At 41.9% G+C, this 16,251-nt stretch carries 18 protein-coding genes; 10 read left to right on the forward strand and 8 right to left on the reverse strand.

Going from position 1 to position 16,251, the window contains the following annotated elements; genetic code table 11:
- The first annotated feature begins 2 nt into the window (after positions 1–2).
- The 7 genes from AC570H_RS19560 to AC570H_RS19590 all read left to right on the forward strand — a co-directional run bounded on the left by AC570H_RS19560 (position 3) and on the right by AC570H_RS19590 (position 5,918).
- Positions 3–1,376 carry an NADH-quinone oxidoreductase subunit N gene (locus AC570H_RS19560; protein WP_497358002.1) on the forward strand — a complete coding sequence of 458 codons (1,374 nt, stop codon included), beginning with the start codon at positions 3–5 and terminating at the stop codon, positions 1,374–1,376.
- 46 nt (positions 1,377–1,422) lie between these two features.
- The gene (locus AC570H_RS19565; protein ID WP_497358004.1) at positions 1,423–2,094 is read left to right on the forward strand and encodes a DedA family protein; all 672 of its coding nucleotides are present in this window, start codon (positions 1,423–1,425) and stop codon (positions 2,092–2,094) included.
- Entirely contained in the window at positions 2,091–2,642 is a 552-nt protein-coding gene (locus AC570H_RS19570) for an inorganic diphosphatase (protein ID WP_497358006.1), read from the forward strand. The genes AC570H_RS19565 and AC570H_RS19570 overlap by 4 nt, the downstream gene beginning before the upstream one ends.
- Positions 2,642–3,955: a hemolysin family protein gene (locus AC570H_RS19575; protein ID WP_497358012.1), complete on the forward strand. Its 1,314-nt coding sequence runs from the start codon at positions 2,642–2,644 to the stop codon at positions 3,953–3,955. The genes AC570H_RS19570 and AC570H_RS19575 overlap by 1 nt, the downstream gene beginning before the upstream one ends.
- A 9-nt stretch (positions 3,956–3,964) precedes the next feature.
- Positions 3,965–4,666 carry a 16S rRNA (uracil(1498)-N(3))-methyltransferase gene (locus tag AC570H_RS19580; protein ID WP_497358015.1) on the forward strand — a complete coding sequence of 234 codons (702 nt, stop codon included), beginning with the start codon at positions 3,965–3,967 and terminating at the stop codon, positions 4,664–4,666.
- A 164-nt stretch (positions 4,667–4,830) separates the two neighbouring features.
- Positions 4,831–5,415, forward strand: a complete 585-nt coding sequence (locus tag AC570H_RS19585; RefSeq protein ID WP_497359182.1) for a DUF4159 domain-containing protein — start codon at positions 4,831–4,833, stop codon at positions 5,413–5,415.
- Between the two features lie 2 nt (positions 5,416–5,417).
- A complete protein-coding gene (locus AC570H_RS19590) occupies positions 5,418–5,918 on the forward strand; it encodes a biotin/lipoyl-containing protein (protein WP_497358019.1) in 501 nt (166 codons plus the stop codon).
- 129 nt (positions 5,919–6,047) lie between these two features.
- On the opposite strand, the gene AC570H_RS19595 is transcribed toward AC570H_RS19590, so the two are convergent.
- A complete protein-coding gene (locus tag AC570H_RS19595; RefSeq protein WP_497358023.1) occupies positions 6,048–7,631 on the reverse strand; it encodes an SUMF1/EgtB/PvdO family nonheme iron enzyme in 1,584 nt (527 codons plus the stop codon).
- Between the two features lie 361 nt (positions 7,632–7,992).
- Here AC570H_RS19595 and porV point away from each other — a divergent pair, with 361 nt between their 5' ends.
- Genes porV through AC570H_RS19610 form a run of 3 tightly spaced genes read left to right on the forward strand, consistent with a single transcriptional unit; the run spans position 7,993 to position 10,300 of the window.
- A complete protein-coding gene (porV, locus tag AC570H_RS19600) occupies positions 7,993–9,174 on the forward strand; it encodes a type IX secretion system outer membrane channel protein PorV (protein ID WP_497358025.1) in 1,182 nt (393 codons plus the stop codon).
- On the forward strand, positions 9,175–9,654 hold the full coding sequence (gene ispF, locus AC570H_RS19605) for a 2-C-methyl-D-erythritol 2,4-cyclodiphosphate synthase (protein WP_497358027.1): 480 nt from the start codon (positions 9,175–9,177) through the stop codon (positions 9,652–9,654). It begins immediately after the preceding gene.
- A 28-nt stretch (positions 9,655–9,682) separates the two neighbouring features.
- Positions 9,683–10,300, forward strand: a complete 618-nt coding sequence (locus AC570H_RS19610; protein ID WP_497358029.1) for a hypothetical protein — start codon at positions 9,683–9,685, stop codon at positions 10,298–10,300.
- Positions 10,301–10,431: 131 nt separating this feature from the next.
- On the opposite strand, the gene AC570H_RS19615 is transcribed toward AC570H_RS19610, so the two are convergent.
- The 7 genes from AC570H_RS19615 to AC570H_RS19645 all read right to left on the reverse strand — a co-directional run bounded on the left by AC570H_RS19615 (position 10,432) and on the right by AC570H_RS19645 (position 16,243).
- Positions 10,432–11,307, reverse strand: a complete 876-nt coding sequence (locus AC570H_RS19615; protein WP_497358031.1) for a pirin family protein — start codon at positions 11,305–11,307, stop codon at positions 10,432–10,434.
- Between the two features lie 87 nt (positions 11,308–11,394).
- Complete coding sequence (locus tag AC570H_RS19620; RefSeq protein ID WP_497358033.1) at positions 11,395–11,925, reverse strand: YceI family protein; 531 nt, start codon at positions 11,923–11,925, stop codon at positions 11,395–11,397.
- A gap of 225 nt (positions 11,926–12,150) precedes the next feature.
- The gene (locus tag AC570H_RS19625; protein ID WP_497358035.1) at positions 12,151–12,738 is read right to left on the reverse strand and encodes a Crp/Fnr family transcriptional regulator; all 588 of its coding nucleotides are present in this window, start codon (positions 12,736–12,738) and stop codon (positions 12,151–12,153) included.
- A 5-nt stretch (positions 12,739–12,743) separates the two neighbouring features.
- Positions 12,744–12,905: a FeoB-associated Cys-rich membrane protein gene (locus AC570H_RS19630; protein ID WP_497358037.1), complete on the reverse strand. Its 162-nt coding sequence runs from the start codon at positions 12,903–12,905 to the stop codon at positions 12,744–12,746.
- A gap of 155 nt (positions 12,906–13,060) precedes the next feature.
- On the reverse strand, positions 13,061–14,254 hold the full coding sequence (locus AC570H_RS19635) for a hypothetical protein (RefSeq protein WP_497358039.1): 1,194 nt from the start codon (positions 14,252–14,254) through the stop codon (positions 13,061–13,063).
- A 54-nt stretch (positions 14,255–14,308) separates the two neighbouring features.
- The gene (locus AC570H_RS19640) at positions 14,309–15,133 is read right to left on the reverse strand and encodes a type 1 glutamine amidotransferase (RefSeq protein WP_497358041.1); all 825 of its coding nucleotides are present in this window, start codon (positions 15,131–15,133) and stop codon (positions 14,309–14,311) included.
- A gap of 3 nt (positions 15,134–15,136) precedes the next feature.
- Positions 15,137–16,243, reverse strand: a complete 1,107-nt coding sequence (locus AC570H_RS19645) for a carboxylate-amine ligase (RefSeq protein WP_497358043.1) — start codon at positions 16,241–16,243, stop codon at positions 15,137–15,139.
- Positions 16,244–16,251 lie beyond the last annotated feature (8 nt).

A 16,251-nucleotide genomic window follows, 5' to 3' on the forward strand; every position in this document is an offset into this window, starting at 1 on the left:
ACATGAACATTATTATAACAATTGTCGTTACGGCATTAGTGGTACTTTATGCAGGTTTATTCAAAGCCAGAAAAGCCTTGTTGCCATTAACCTTGATTGGTTTGCTTGTGGCCTTGGGCTTTACGGTTTGCGCTTGGAATAATCCGACAACTTATTTTGGCGTAATGCAAATGGACAATTTTGCCCTTGCATTTTCTGCCTTAACCATTACTGGCACTTTCTTTATCTTTTTGCTTACCCAACGCTATTTTGCCGAAGGGAGCGATAACGTAGCCGAATACTTCACCCTGATTTTGTTTGCCTTGTCGGGCATGGTGATTATGGTGTCTTACCAAAACCTGTCTATGCTGTTTATCGGCTTGGAGATCATGTCGGTGAGTTTATATATTTTGGCAGGTATCCGTAAGTTGAACTTCGCCTCTAACGAAGCCTCATTAAAGTATTTCTTAATGGGTGCTTTCTCTACAGGATTTTTATTATTCGGAATTACCTTGGTTTATGGAGCTACCGGATCATTTGATATCGATACAATCCAAAAATACCTGGTTGAAAACATCACCACCGTTTCGCCATTGTTTTACCCCGGCATTATCCTGATCATGATCGGTTTGTGCTTTAAGGTTGGCGCAGCACCTTTCCACTTCTGGACGCCAGACGTATACGAAGGTTCACCGTCACTGATCACTGCATTCATGTCTACGGTAGTTAAAACCGCAGGCTTTGCCGCTTTCTTGAGGTTGTTTAGCGGTGCTTTCGAGCCGCTTCACGATTTCTGGTCGCCAGTGCTAACCGCTATTGTGGTACTTACTTTGTTTGTGGGTAACATTACTGCCTTGTATCAAAAGAACTTCAAACGCATGTTAGCCTATTCAAGTATCTCGCATGCAGGCTATCTGTTGTTTTCTTTGGTAGTGCTTACACCAAATTCGGCCAACAATGTATTGGTTTATGCGTCAGCCTATACTTTTGCCAGCATCATTGCCTTTGCGGTATTGATCATGGTGAAACAAAAAACAGGCAATGATAATTTCGATAGCTTTAACGGCTTGGGCAAGAAAAACCCATTAACGGCATTTGCCTTAACGGTTGCCATGCTGTCGTTGGCAGGTATCCCTTTAACAGCTGGTTTTATGGGCAAGTACCTGATGTTTATGAACGTAATGGGCAACTATCAGATTATTTTGGTGGTTATCGCTATTTTAAACGCCTTGGTTGGTTTCTATTACTATTTCAGGGTAATCATTGCCATGTACTTTAAAGAAGGCGCAGAAATAGCCTTAGACACGCCGATCCAATATAAAGTGGTACTGGTTGCATCTGTAATCGTAACCTTGTTGCTAGGGGTTTATCCATCGCTTATTTTAAATTTGATATAGCACAGCGATATAGATTATTATTTGTAGTTTTACGAATAATTGAACTATGCAAGAATTCTGGAATTCACTACAGCATTACATTGACCCTGAAAAACTACTCAAAGAAGGGGGCTTTTATGTTGTTTTATTCGTGATTTTTGCCGAAACCGGGCTTTTCTTCGGTTTCTTTCTACCCGGAGATTATTTGTTGTTTTTGGCCGGCATGTTTGTGGCAACAGGCAAGCTCGATGTAAACATCTCGGTATTGGTGCTTGGCCTTTGTGTGGCGGCCGTTTTGGGCAACTTTACCGGCTATTGGTTTGGACGCAAAACAGGACCAATGCTGTACAAGCGAAAAGATACCTTCTTTTTTAAGAAAAGGTATTTGGTGGCTGCAGAGCGTTATTACAGAAAACAAGGTGCCTTTGCATTGATTATGGGCAGGTTTGTGCCAATTGTACGCACATTTGCACCTATTTTTGCAGGTGTAGTTAAGCTCGACGTAAAAAAGTTTGCACTTTATAACATTGTAGGTGCAATTTTATGGATAGCATCCTTAACTTTGTTGGGATATTTTTTAGGCAGAAAATTTGCCACACAAATTGAAGAATATTTGGTTTATATAATAATAGGTTTCATTGTGATAACCACCATTCCATTAATTATCACCTTTGTAAAGAAGCGGGTAAAGGGTGCTGGAGAAACAGATGAAACAGAGATTGAAGAAGAAGAAAAATGAGTAAAGACGGCTATCACCCATGGCACAGTGTATCTCCAGGCGAAAATATGCCGGAGGTTGTAAATGCAATTATAGAAATTCCTAAAGGTTCAAAGGCGAAATACGAAATCGATAAAGAATCTAACCTGATCAAGTTAGACAGGGTATTATTCTCCTCAGTAATGTATCCTGCAAATTATGGCTTTATTCCACAAACTTATTGTGATGATAACGATCCATTAGATATCTTAGTGCTGTGTTCAGTTGATGTGTATCCGATGACCATTATCGAAGCAAAGGTAATTGGCGTAATGCACATGGTGGATAATGGAGAACAGGATGATAAAATTATTGCAGTGGCCAAAAACGACATGTCGGTAAATTACATTAACGATTTGCACGAATTGCCACCGCATACCATGAAAGAGATTGTGAAATTCTTTCAGGATTATAAAGCCTTGGAAGAGAAAAAGGTAACAATTGAGCACCTGCTAGGGGTGAGATACGCTCATAAAGTAATTAATGAGAGTATCGAATTATATAACAAAACATTTGGAAAATTAGCTTAATGGGCTGGGATCTATTCTGGACTTTCTTTTTAGTTGCGCTGAACGGCTTTTTTGTGGCCGCAGAATTTGCTATAGTTAAGGTTCGGGGTTCCCAAATTGAGATTAAGGCAAAATCTGGCAGCAGGGTTGGCAAAATGGCCAAACACATCATCCATAATTTGGATGGTTATTTGGCAGCTACGCAATTGGGTATTACCTTGGCTTCACTTGGCTTGGGCTGGGTGGGTGAACGTGTAATGCACGATATCATTCATGATGGACTGCAGAACCTGGGCATGAGCGAAGGCTTCATCAGCTCGGCTTCAACCATTATTGCCTTTTCTATCATTACCATTATGCACATCGTATTTGGTGAATTAGCGCCAAAATCATTGGCCATCCAAAGGCCGGTGGCTACTACGTTGTTTATCGCTTTGCCTTTGCAGGGCTTCTACTTTATCGGTAGGCCGTTTATCTGGTTGCTGAATGGCTTTGCAAGGATCGTATTGAAGTTGTTTGGCATCAATAGTGCCGATGGACATGAATCGTTGCACAGTACCGAAGAACTGCAGTACCTTTTAGATCAGGGTAAAGAAAGCGGTGCTTTGGATACGAATGAGCACGAATTGATTAAAAACGTATTCGATTTTAACGAACGCGTGGTAAAAAACATCATGGTGCCACGTACCAAGATCTCAAGTATTGAGCTGGATACCTCGAATGACGAAGTCGTAAAGAAGATCATCGCCGAAGGCTATTCGCGTATGCCTGTTTACGATGACATTATCGATAAGATCATTGGTATAGTTCATGCCAAAGATATCTTGCCTTTATTGGCTGGTAAAAAAGAATGGTCATTAAGCGATATCATCAGGAAGCCCTACTTTGTGCCTGAGACTAAAAAGATCAACGACCTGCTGAGCGAATTGCAGCAAAAACGCATTCAGATTGCTATTGTAATCGACGAGTTTGGCGGTACAGCGGGTATGGTTACGCTGGAAGATATTGTAGAAGAAATTGTAGGCGAGATCCAGGATGAGTACGATGAGGAAAAGCCAACTGTAGAAAAGATTTCTGATACCGAATTTATCATTAATGCCTACGCAACGGTATATGATGTAAATGAACATTTGCCACACGATTTGCCAGAAGACGAAGATTTTGATACCGTAGGTGGTTTGGTTTCGCATGCATTTGGAAAAATTCCGGAAGTTGGCGATAGCGAAGAATGCTATGGCTACCTGTTTACCATCCTAAAGAAAACAGAACAAAACATCGAAACCATTAAACTAGAGCTGGTCATCAGCAAAGGCGAGATGGTTGATAACCATTAATCTTTTCCTATGCATGTCTTCTATACGCCAGATATTGCATCAGCCGTTTATACGCTTAACGAAGAAGAAAGCAGGCATTGCAGCAAAGTGCTTCGCTTGGGTGTTGGCGATGTAGTACAGCTGATTGACGGTCGAGGTGGCTTTTATGATGCTGAAATCAGTGCAGTAAACAAGAAGCATGTCGAACTAAAGGTAATTAGACAACAACAAGAATATGGCAAACGTAACCATCACCTGCACATTGCCGTAGCGCCTACCAAAAATATCGATCGGTTGGAATGGTTTTTAGAAAAAGCCACAGAAATTGGCATAGATGAAATAACGCCTATTATCTGCGATAGGTCAGAGCGTAGGATTGTTAAAGAAGAGCGCCTGGAAAAGGTGATCACCTCGGCAGTAAAACAATCGCTCACTGCCTATCACCCCAAACTTAACCCAAGTATTTCATTTGATAATTTCCTGGCCCAAGAACATACCGCAACCAAATTAATCGCACACTGTATGGATGGCGAAAAAGCCTACGCCAAAGATTTGGTAAAAACACATGGTTCTTATTTGATATTGATTGGTCCCGAAGGCGATTTTACCGCTGCAGAATTGGCACTTGCTTTGCAAAATGGCTACAAACCCGTAACTTTAGGTGAAACCCGCTTAAGAACAGAAACAGCCGCCTTGTACGCCTGTTTCGAGCTTAATTATATCAATAGATGATCAGGTCAATTATCAGTTGTCAGTTATCGGTTACCAGTGGCCAGTCCGCAGAACGAAAATTTCGCTCAGGTTCGGTACTTTCTATTTCCCGCTTTCTATTCCCTATTTGTTATTTGCTATTTACAGTTTTGCTTTTCGCTAGTTTCAAGGCACCAACCTACAAAATGGGCAAGCTCAAATACAGCGGGGGCGGCGATTGGTACGGCAACCGCACGGCTTTGCCCAACCTGATCGAGTTCTGTAATAAGAATATCGCAACCAACTTTGCACCCGATGATGGTATTGTAGAAGTGGGCAGCGCCGAGCTTTATAATTTTCCTTTTGTGTATATGACAGGGCACGGCAATGTGATCTTTAACGATCAGGAGGCAGCTAATTTAAGGAAGTACCTGATTGGTGGCGGCTTTTTGCACATCGACGACAACTATGGTTTAGATAAGTTTATCAGGCCTCAAATGAAGAAGGTTTTTCCAGAACTGAGTTTTGTAGAACTGCCTGCTGATCATAAGTTATATAACCAGAAATTTAAGTTTCCGGGCGGCTTGCCCAAAATACACGAGCATGACGGCAAAAGACCACAAGGCTTTGCTTTGATATGGCAGGGTAGGGTAGTTTGCTATTATACTTACGAATGCGATTTAGGCAACGGTTGGGAGGATTATGGCACATATCCTACCGATACGCAAGAAAGTAGAACCAAGGCGCTAAAAATGGGCGCAAATCTAGTGCAGTACGCTTTAACCCAATAAACATGTACCAAGTAAAAGTAAACGATAAATATAATTTTGAGATTGAAGCCGAAAATCAATCCTTAAAAATCAATAACGAAACCATTGCGCTCGACAGTTTTCCATTGAATGGCAATACCGCTCATGTGCTTTATCAAAATAAATCCTACACCACAGAAATTGTTGAACTGAATAAAGAAGAGAAAACAGCTTTGGTAAAGGTAAACGGCAATCTGTATACGGTTAACGTTAAAGACCAGTTTGATCAGTTGTTAAAACAGTTGGGGATGGATAACCTAACAGCCAATAAAATCCAACAGGTAAAGGCACCAATGCCGGGCTTGGTTTTAAATGTATTGGCGGCTGAAGGCGACGAAGTGAAAAAAGGCGATAACCTTTTGGTGCTCGAAGCCATGAAGATGGAAAACATGATCAAATCGCCTACCGACGGTGTAATCAAAAAAATAGAAGTAAAACAAGGCGATAAAGTAGAGAAGAATGAGTTGTTAATTAGCTTTAGCTAAAATTCGTCATTGCGAGAAGGAACAACGAAGCCATCTCCTTAAACCAAATCCAAGTCCAGCATAAGGAGCGAAAATAAAAAAGCCCCGAAAATCTAAGATTTTCGGGGCTTTTTTGCTTATGATTTTAACTTATCTTCCGTTTTTAAATTGTGGCTTGCCACTTGATCTGATTTCTGATGGACCTAACATCGTCATTGCGCAACGGAAACCAATATCTGCCGTTGACTCGTCTTCTTGCAAATGTCTTCTCGATGCAGGATTTAACCATTGGGCCTGATCATTCCACGAGCCACCTTTGTAAACCCTCGATTTATCATTTACCAAGGTTGTAATGCCATATAAATTGCTTTGCTCATCGCGGTAGCCACGCTGATCGGCATTGTAAGGCGCGCTGCCATTGGTGCCTGCTGCTTTTCCGGCCTGTAGCTCTTCCCAAGTTTGTTTCACGCCTGAATTCGCTTTTACCATGTCTGGCTTGCCGTATTTGTTTTGTTTCAATTGGCTATTTACAGGGTCTCTGTCTTTGTTCTGAAATTGGTTACCCCTAAATGGGTTCAAGGCATCTGCCTGTTCGAAAGTGGCTGCACGGTAAACATCGGCTACCCATTCGTTTACGTTTCCAGCCATATTGTATAAGCCAAAATCGTTAGGCACATAACTTCTTACGTTTTGTGTAAAAGCCGCTTTATCATTCAATGAACCGCCTACACCCATGTAATCGCCTTTGCTTCTTTTAAAGTTGGCCAAGATTAATCCCCTGGTGCTTTTCTTGGCAGAAGTAATGCCCAAGCCATTCCAAGGATAGATTTTTTTCTCGTTAACGTTTTCGTATTGGGTATTGCCAATCAAGCCTAGCGCGGCATATTCCCACTCAGCCTCTGTTGGCAAACGGAATGGCTGTAAAATTACGCCATCTTCTAATCTTACATTTCTGGTTGGTCCATTTCTGCTGTTTGTGGCTCCGCCAGTAGCAGCTCCAGCGGTTGCTGTCGGACTAAGATCTGGCTTTGCACGAGGTCCCTTATCATCATATTGGCCATTCAGGTAAATCTCTGTGTTAAAAGGCTTGTCTTTTTTTGTTACCGTAGTAGCAACCGTAGTCCTTCTGCTGCCCGCTGTACCATTAATAGAGGCAAAAGAGTTCATATAGCCTTTATCGCGCAATAACTTCTCGTTTACCATGTCGGTTCTCCATGCACAATATCTTTCTGCCTGTTTAGCACTTACGCCAACTACTGGATAATCCTGATAGGCCGGATGTCTTAAATAGTTGTTTACATAAGGCTCATTGAAGGCAAGCGGACTACGCCATACCAAGGTATCTGGCAACTCCTCATAGTAATATTGTGCGTCGGTAGGAAAATTGATTCTAATCCAGTTCAGGTACTCTAGCCAGTTGGTATTTGAAACCTCGGTATCGTCCATGTAGAAAGAGCTCACCGTAACTTCGCGTTTGTAGTTATAGTTGCTCATGTCTTGACCTGGAATATCAACGGCACTGCCGCCCATGATAAACTCGCCACCTTCAATCTCTACTAATCCAGGGCCTGGACCACGTTTGTACTTATTCGCTACTTCAAAACCGCCATTTTCCTTTTTGTTATAGGCATAGCCGGTTTTGTTTGATACTGCACTGTTGTTTTTAGACTTACAAGAAGCAAAAACCGTGAAGCTGATCAAGAATGCAAAAGAGTATAAGTATGTTTTTTTCATAAATTGTGCCTTTGTAACACTTAACCGTTAAAATTACGTAAAAAGGGCGGGCCACCAAAAAAAATCTTAATTTTAGTTGCTTATAAGTTAAAACCACCTCCCGTAAGCATTGGCCAGCGCTTAAATAATCGAACAATACCTACAAACGTAAATGATGCTAATTTATTGTGCCTATTTGTGTTAGGTGATTTTTGTTTATGGGTTTTGCTTAAATAAATGGGCTGAAATAGGCGTTACAACATTTAGTGCTGAATTACGTTGTATCACAAGGTAGCAAAGGCTAAAAGTCATAATAATATTAATGCTTTGAAATTAATAAACACTATGTTAACTTGCATACCTCATATATCTGTTTTAACTGATGGGATTAAAGTACTTTAGCGCAACAGCTTTAGGTGTGTTTTCTTTAGCCATATTTTGTGGCACCAGGCTACAAGCGCAAGTTGTGCAACCGGGTACCCAAACTAATGGCAGTCAGTCTAATAACATCATTACCGCCGTTCCTTTTCTGCTCATTACGCCCGATGCCAGGGCAGGAAGTATGGGCGAAGCGGGAGTAGCCATCTTGCCAGATGCCAATACCATGAGCATCAATCCTTCAAAATTGGCTTTTTTAGAACGGCCTTATGGTTTTTCGGCGTCTTATAGCCCTTGGCTAAAAAGTTTGGTGCCCGATATCAACCTGGCTTATTTAAGCGGATTTTATAAGGTAGATGACCGAAGTACGATTGGCGGTTCCTTGCGCTACTTCTCATTGGGTCAAATTCAGCTCACTGATGCGAACCAACAGGACCTGGGAATCTATAGCCCTAATGAATTTTCTTTTGATGCTACCTATTCGCGTAGGTTTGGCGATGAATTCTCTTTAGGTACCACTGGCCGTTTTATTTATTCAAACCTTTCGTCGGGCCAGTTTTCTGCCGGACAGCAAACCCGGGCTGGCAAAGCCTTTGCGGTAGATGTTTCGGCCTATTACAAAAAGCAAACGGTAATGTTTGGCAAGGATGCAATTATAGGCGCCGGCGCCAATTTTTCTAATATCGGAACCAAAATAGGCTATGTGGATGGGGGGAATAAGTTCTTCCTGCCCACCAACATGAAAATTGGAGGTGCCACGACGTTGATCATCGACGACTATAACCAATTCACTTTTGCACTCGATTTTAATAAGCTAATGGTGCCTACCCAGCCCATAAGAGATTCAAACGGCAATATCATTTCGGGGCGCGATCCAGACCGTTCTGTTCCGGCCGGGATATTCGGTTCGTTTAGCGATGCGCCAGGTGGTTTTAGTGAAGAATTAAAAGAAGTAAGTATTAGTACCGGCGTAGAATATTGGTACAACCAGCAGTTTGCGTTGCGTGCGGGATATTTCTATGAATCACCCAAAAAAGGCGACCGACGTTATGTAACCCTGGGTGCTGGCCTAAAATACAATATTTTCAATATGGACTTTGCCTATTTGCTGGCAGATCCACAAAAAAGTCCATTGGCTAATACTTTAAGGTTTAGCCTGCTATTTAACTTTGGCGATACCAAATAAATGAAGATCAAGGTAGGTTTTGGTTTTGATGTACACCAATTAAAAGACAATCATCCATTTGTAGTTGGAGGCGTAAATTTGCAACATCATAAAGGTGCTTTTGGGCATTCTGATGCCGATGTATTGCTACATGCCATTTGCGATGCGCTTTTGGGTGCCGCAAATTTAAGAGATATCGGTTTTCACTTTAAAAATACTGATTCCCGTTGGAAAGGAATCAGCAGTATAATCCTATTGCAGGAAACCGTAAAGCTGTTAAAAGAAAAGGGCTGGCAGATTGGAAATATCGATGCCATGCTCTGTTTAGAAGCACCAAAAATCAATCCGCACATTCCACAAATGCAAGCCAATATTGCCGAAGCAATAGCTATCGATATAGAAGACATTTCTATCAAGGCAACCACCAACGAGCAGATGGGCTTTATCGGAAGGGAAGAAGGGGTGGTGGCCTATGCCGTTTGTCTGATCGAAAAACATTAATAAATAAGAAACTCTGGGAAACCAAATCATGGAAAAAATCATAACCTTTACTAATTCGACTGATGCCATCACCAGCTTAGACAACGGTGGAAGATTCTATAATATTTTTACCAAACCAAATGACCAACAGATCAGCTTGGCAGAAGTGGGCAAGGTAGCCGGACTGTTTTTTGAAAAGCAACAGGCCGTTTTGTTTTTAGAATTGGCTATTTCAAAACTGAGCGAAGTCGCCAAACAAGAAGTAATGGCAACGTTCGATGAAAGTCTACAGGAAGCCTACGATAAATTTAAGCCACAATGGCTGTTGCCTTCAGAAGTAGCGGCCCAGGGTACGATCTCTTCTAACACGGTGGTTACTGGCGTGCCAAGCTTTAGGGAAAAGCACTCCGGCTTGAGTGGTTTTGTAATGATTCCGGCTGGAAAAGTATTGGTAATGGTCCCGATTTTTGATGTATATGATATTTATGAAATCAGGGATGAGCAATCTTCAGAAACTTTCATTATTGCGAACAAAAGAGGGAAAGAAAAATTGCCCGAGAAAAAAATGATAGTTGGTGGAGTTTTAAAGGAGCTGAAGAAAAAAGAGGACGATGAAAATGCTATAGACAAGTTTTTGGAGGTTAACTATTTTATAGCTGAGGATTAGTTTTAGCTCAGGAATAAGCGCTGTAACCAACTTCGCGGCCTTCCTTATGCCAGACAATGGCAAGAATACCCAATAAAAAAGCCGGCCCTGCAATTGCAATGACCGACTTCTTAAAAAACCACAAAGGTTATTTAGTCTTCCAGGTAGCCGAATTTTCCTTCGTTGTAATCAGCTATTGCCTGTTGTATTTCTTCGGGTTTGTTCATTAAAAACGGACCATAAGCCGAAATGGGTTCGTTAATCGGTTCGCCACTTAGCATAAGCAGGATACTGTTTTCCAATGCTTCCAGTTCGATCTCTTCGCCTTCGTTTTCAAAATAAACAAACTGATTGGTGGCAGCCTGTTCCGTTCCATTTACCTTAATACTGCCTTCTATTACTACAAAACCTGTATTGTAAGCGGCCGGGAAACGGAAGGTTGTTTGGGCTCCCTTGTTTAGGCGGGCATTGTACATTTCTATAGGACTAAAAGTAGTTACGCTGCCTTTTGTGCCTTCGAAATTTCCTGCTATTACCTCAATTATTCCTTGATCATTAGGCAAAACCAATTTTTGCATATCGCTTTGCTTAACGCCTTGATACTTCGGTGTGCTCATTTTATCTTTTGCCGGCAGATTTACCCAAAGCTGCACCATTTGAAAAGGACCGCCTTTTTTGCTGAAGTTCTCTTCATGGTATTCTTTGTGGAGAATGCCACTTGCGGCAGTCATCCATTGCACATCGCCAGGATAGATAATGCCCGAGTTGCCCGCACTATCATGATGCGCTACGGCACCGTGATAGGCAATGGTTACGGTTTCAAATCCGCGATGCGGGTGTACGCCAACGCCACGAGGTTCGTTGCGCGCTGAAAATTCAATTTTCGCATTGTAATCAAGCATAAAGAACGGACTCATGTTCAGTCGATAGCCACTTGGGAAAAAATTGTGTACCCTAAAACCATCGCCTACCATGTGTGGTGCAGGCGGATTGAGCACTGCTGCTACTTTTTTTACATTTGCTTTCATTGTTATAGAGATTTTGCGTTGAGCGTTTGACGCCTTGCATCTCGCGTTGGATTAACGCTTTACGCCCTGCGCCTCACGCTTATCGCGTTATGCTTGTTTTACGAACTGTAATTCGCCTAAAATTCTTACTTCTTCGCTTACCATTACACCACCGGTTTCTAAGGCAGCATTCCAGGTTAAGCCAAACTCGGTACGATTGATTTTTCCGCTCAAAGTGAAGCCTGCTTTGGTATTGCCCCAAGGATCGGTAGCGATACCACCAAATTCTGCAGTTAATTTTACAGGTTTGGTTGTGCCTTTAACTGTCAAATCACCTTTTACGATATAATCATCACCGTCTTTTTCTACTGCTGCAGAGCTGAATTCGATGGTTGGAAATTTAGCTGCATCAAAGAAATCTTCTGCTTTTAAGTGGTTATCTCTATCGGTATTTCCTGTATCGATAGAATCTATATTTCCAGAAAAAGATATAGATGAGTTCTCGAAATCATCGCCATCTGCTGTTAATTCAGATGAAAAAGATTTTAAATTACCAGTTACTGTAGTAATCATTAAATGTTTTACTTTAAATTGTAGTTCACTGTGGGTTGGATCTAAGGTCCATTTAGTAGTTGCCATAAATTATGTTTTTTAAGTCGTTTAAATTTTATAACACAAAGTTAAGGCGAGTAGTTTGCTCACGCATTGATGTATGATAAGTAATGCTAGAGTTTAATTATTAGAGAACTCGTTTATAGTTGATGATCTATAGTTTAGATTGGCTGGTACGCAAATTAGCCATTAGCCATAGGCTATTGACCATAACCTAATGAAAACTTCTGGTTTTAGACGAAGAGTTCGTCGCTATTTAAAATGTTTTTTGGCAAGATCCTTACGCACACGGCTCAGCGATTCTGGTGTGATGCCTAAATAAGAGGCGATCATCCATTGGGGTACGCGTAAAGTAAGGTTGGGGTAAAGTTTGATGAAATCGAGGTAACGTTCTTCGGCAGTAGCACCGAGCAACATATTGATCCTTTTTTGCATAAAGCGGATCGAATTGTGCAACATCAGGATATTCAATTCGAGTATTTTGGGTACCACATGTTGGATGGCTGGGAAAAAGTCTTTCTTTACCACCACCACTTCCGTATCTTCGATGGCATCGATATAAAAGAAAGAAGGCTCATTGAAAACGGCACTGTTTCTTTCGGAAATCATCCAGTTTTCAGGTGCAAATTGGATCACATGTTCTTTGCCTTTCTCATCGATCGAAAAACAGCGCAACAAGCCTTCGTTAATGAAATAGGAATCGGATTTTAGGTCGCCGGGACTTAAAAGCGTTTGACCTTTTTTAAAGCTTTTGGTCTTAAGGCAACTTACTGCTTCTTTTGCCTGTTCGTTGGTAATGGCCAATCGCTCTTGCAAATATGCTTCAAATTTATCTAGCATGTAGCTTATTTCTTAGGCTCTGGAATATTAGAGAAGTTGGCGCTGCATTTGCCACATCCCGAAGCACAAGATCCATTTTTTGGAAATATGGAACGGTAAACCAGTCGACCTATGTAAAACAGGGCGATGGCAAAAACCACGATCATGATGATGAACTGAATATCCATACTACAAAATTACGAATATTTATTGAGGGCGGTTCAGATTACTGTCAAATTTGTAAATGATTGAATGCCTGAGTGAGAGAATGATCGAGTGAACCAGTTTTCAGTTAGCAATTTGAGTAAGTAATAAGCTAATGACCAATGAACTAATGAACCAATTAATCCTGATTTTCCATCAATCCAACCGTACCACCCACCCAATCAAAATCCTTATTGTAGCGTACGCCAATCATCTTGCCACGGCTCAATCTGGCCAAGTTAATGCAGAGCTGGGGCTCTTCGCCTTCGGGCCATAAATACATCATCCTGATTTCGGCCTTTACACCCGCGTCTGGAGCTTGGATTAAAGGTTCATAAGTCACTTTTCGCTGCAGGATCCAGTTTTCTGGATCTTTGATTTGCGCTAGATCATTTGTGGTTACATCGATAATTACGCCCATGCCCGCAAAAGAAAATAGGGGCTTAAGCACATAATTTTCTAAATCGGCAGGTATTTCCTTTATTGTATTCAAAAAATGGGTTTCAGGTACAAATTGGCTTTTCAAGAAAGGCATGGTGTATTTGCTAATGCGATAAAACCAATTGGGATGCGTAATCCATTCTATATCCAGTTCCTCTCTTGGGTCGAAACCCTGTTCAAAAACTTGCGTATTTTCGCCAACTTCATCAAAGATCAAGCGGTTGTAAATTCGTTTCAATTGAATTTTTTGTCCGTCTTTTTCGTAAAATAGCTGCTTGCCTTCCTTTTTAATTTCTTCCAGTGCCAAAACCGGTATGCCCAAATGTTGAGCCGTTACAAAGAAATCGATAGCCGTTTTTTGGTTTGGTGCATCCAGATCCATAAGCGCAACTTCCTGAGGTTCGTGTGGCCCTATAATCACCTTTTTAAACAGCTCAAAATAGGTTTCCTGGTTCATTCCGCTAAAATAAGGACTCAGCTTATCATCAAGCGCAAATACCTCTTTAAAAGTATATGCCAAATGCGCCTGAAAGCCATATAGTGAGGGGAAGCCCTGCATCTCTATCAGCATCGGTACGATTTCACCTTTTTCGTCTTTGCATAAGCCGTAGTCGAAGGTCAGGAAATGTGGGTGTGCAGTTTCATTAGGAACATTCCATGCTGCAGGGATTGATTTTTGCGTCAATTCCTTAAAGTTGGCTTGTTTAATAAGCGTAATGATTTCTTCGCCTGCGGCAATAAGCTTTTCCTTTAAGGCCTCTGGAATAAAAATAGGGGTTTCGGCCACCCGAAAAGGAATGCTGGGAAATCCTGCTTCCAGTTGCGCTAAGAAGTCTTTGTACTTTTCAGGAGTAAAATTGGCATTAAAGGCTTGGCGATATTTTTGGATCATGGTTTATTCGCTATCCTCCCCCAACCCCCTCCGGAGGGGGACAGAGGTATGGTGTTAAACTTCTTCTAGAGTGTTGATGGCTTGGGTTAGGAAATTGGGCAAAATAATGCTTTGGGTAAGGGTAATCCGATTTGGATCTTCCAAACTGTTGAGCATATCCTGGTATTTTTCTTCCCCATGATTTTCCGTAATTGCCGTTTTCTTTTCGTCTTGCAACAGGTACATTTTCATGCCAACAGGATCTGCTTCCGGATGAAACTGCGTGCCGATAATCTGTTCCGAAAAACGAATGGCCATCACGCAACGTTCTAAATCCACATGTGGGCGTTCTTTTTCGATGGCCAAAACCTGTGCGCCTTTTGCTTCAAAATCTGCTTGATTTGGCCTGATTACTTGCCAATCACGGCTGTCGACCGAATAGAAGGGGTCTGGCAATCCTTCAAATACCGTTTCGTGTTTGCCGTTTTCGGTTAAGTTCACCGGAAAAATTCCGAAGGCATTCGATTTTCTTTTGGTTACTGTTCCCAATCCGTATTTGCGACAAGCCAATTGAAAGGAATGGCAGATCAGGAAAACATGTTTCTTGTGTTCATTTTGGGCATTAAAAGTTTCAATGCTGTCTAGCAAAGTGAAAAAATCATGTTCCCATTTTTCGCCTTCTCCATCAAACGGACTGCCCGGACCGCCGCTCGAAATATAGATGTCGTATTCGGTGCCCGGTATCTCTCCCTTTTGTCTTAAATCAAATAAATCGTAGGTTAAATTTAACTGGTTTTCTTTGCTGTAGCTTCGCAGCAGTTCCTGTATCCCGCGCATCCCCTGGTTGGGGAAGCCATTGTTCATGTCGATAACCGCTACTTTAATATTTCTGTTAGTCATTTTCTATTTTGCGCCTATTAAAGTTTGGGTAGTAATGTAATCTACCACCGACTCAAAGCTGCCTGTTTTTTCGTAAACGGCCAATTGCCTATCGGCTCCTGTTCCATTGGCCAAGATTTGGTGCACGTAATTAATGTCGTTTCTGCTGCCTAGATCGTCAACCACATCGTCAACAAAATCCAAGAGTTCGAGGATCAGGTTACGGCAGTTTACCTCCATTTCCTTACCAAAATCAATCAAATTGCCGTCGATGCCATAACGGGCCGCGCGCCATTTGTTTTCATTGATCAATGCCCTCGAGTAGCTGATGAACTCCATGTTTTGCAGGCGCAATTTATAAAGTTTGGCGCACAATGCCTGAAACAAAGCTGTAAAAGCCATGGTTTCGTCAATCAGCATTGGGCAATCGCAAATCCTGAATTCTACCGTATCGAAGAACGGATGCACCCGAATGTCCCACCAAATTTTCTTGGCATTGTCCATACAATTGGTCTTGATCAGTAGTTTTACATAATTATCGTAGTCTTCGATGCTGTTAAAAATGTCTGGAATACCTGTTCGCGGAAACTTATCGAAAACCTTGGTTCTAAACGATTTGTAGCCTGTATTTCTGGCTTCCCAAAAAGGGGAATTGGTAGACAGCGCAAATACGTGTGGCAGGAAATACCTTACCTGATTGGCAATGTGTATGGCCAGCTCGCGTGATTGGAAGCCCACGTGTACGTGCAAGCCAAAAATAAGGTTCGAGCGGGCAGCTTCCTGCAGTTCGTTTACAATTTCGCTGTAACGCGGGTGCTCGGTAATGAGCTGTTTTTCCCAATGAGAAAAGGGGTGTGTTCCGGCGGCGCCTATGCGTAGGCCCTGTTCTCCGGCCAATTGTGAAACGGTGTAGCGCAGCTGCGAAATTTCTTTGCGGGCTTGGTCTGTGTTATGGCAGATGCCGGTACCCACTTCTACTACGGCCTGGTGCATTTCGGCCTTTACCTGGTCTTTGTGAATCTTCTGTGCAGATTCAACAATTTTCTGATCGTGAGAGGTAAGTTCTCTGGTAACGGGATCAATTACCATGTATTCTTCCTCTATTCCGAGCGTAAATTCGTTCATCATCATAATCTCCT

Source organism: Pedobacter sp. B4419, assembly GCF_059693725.1.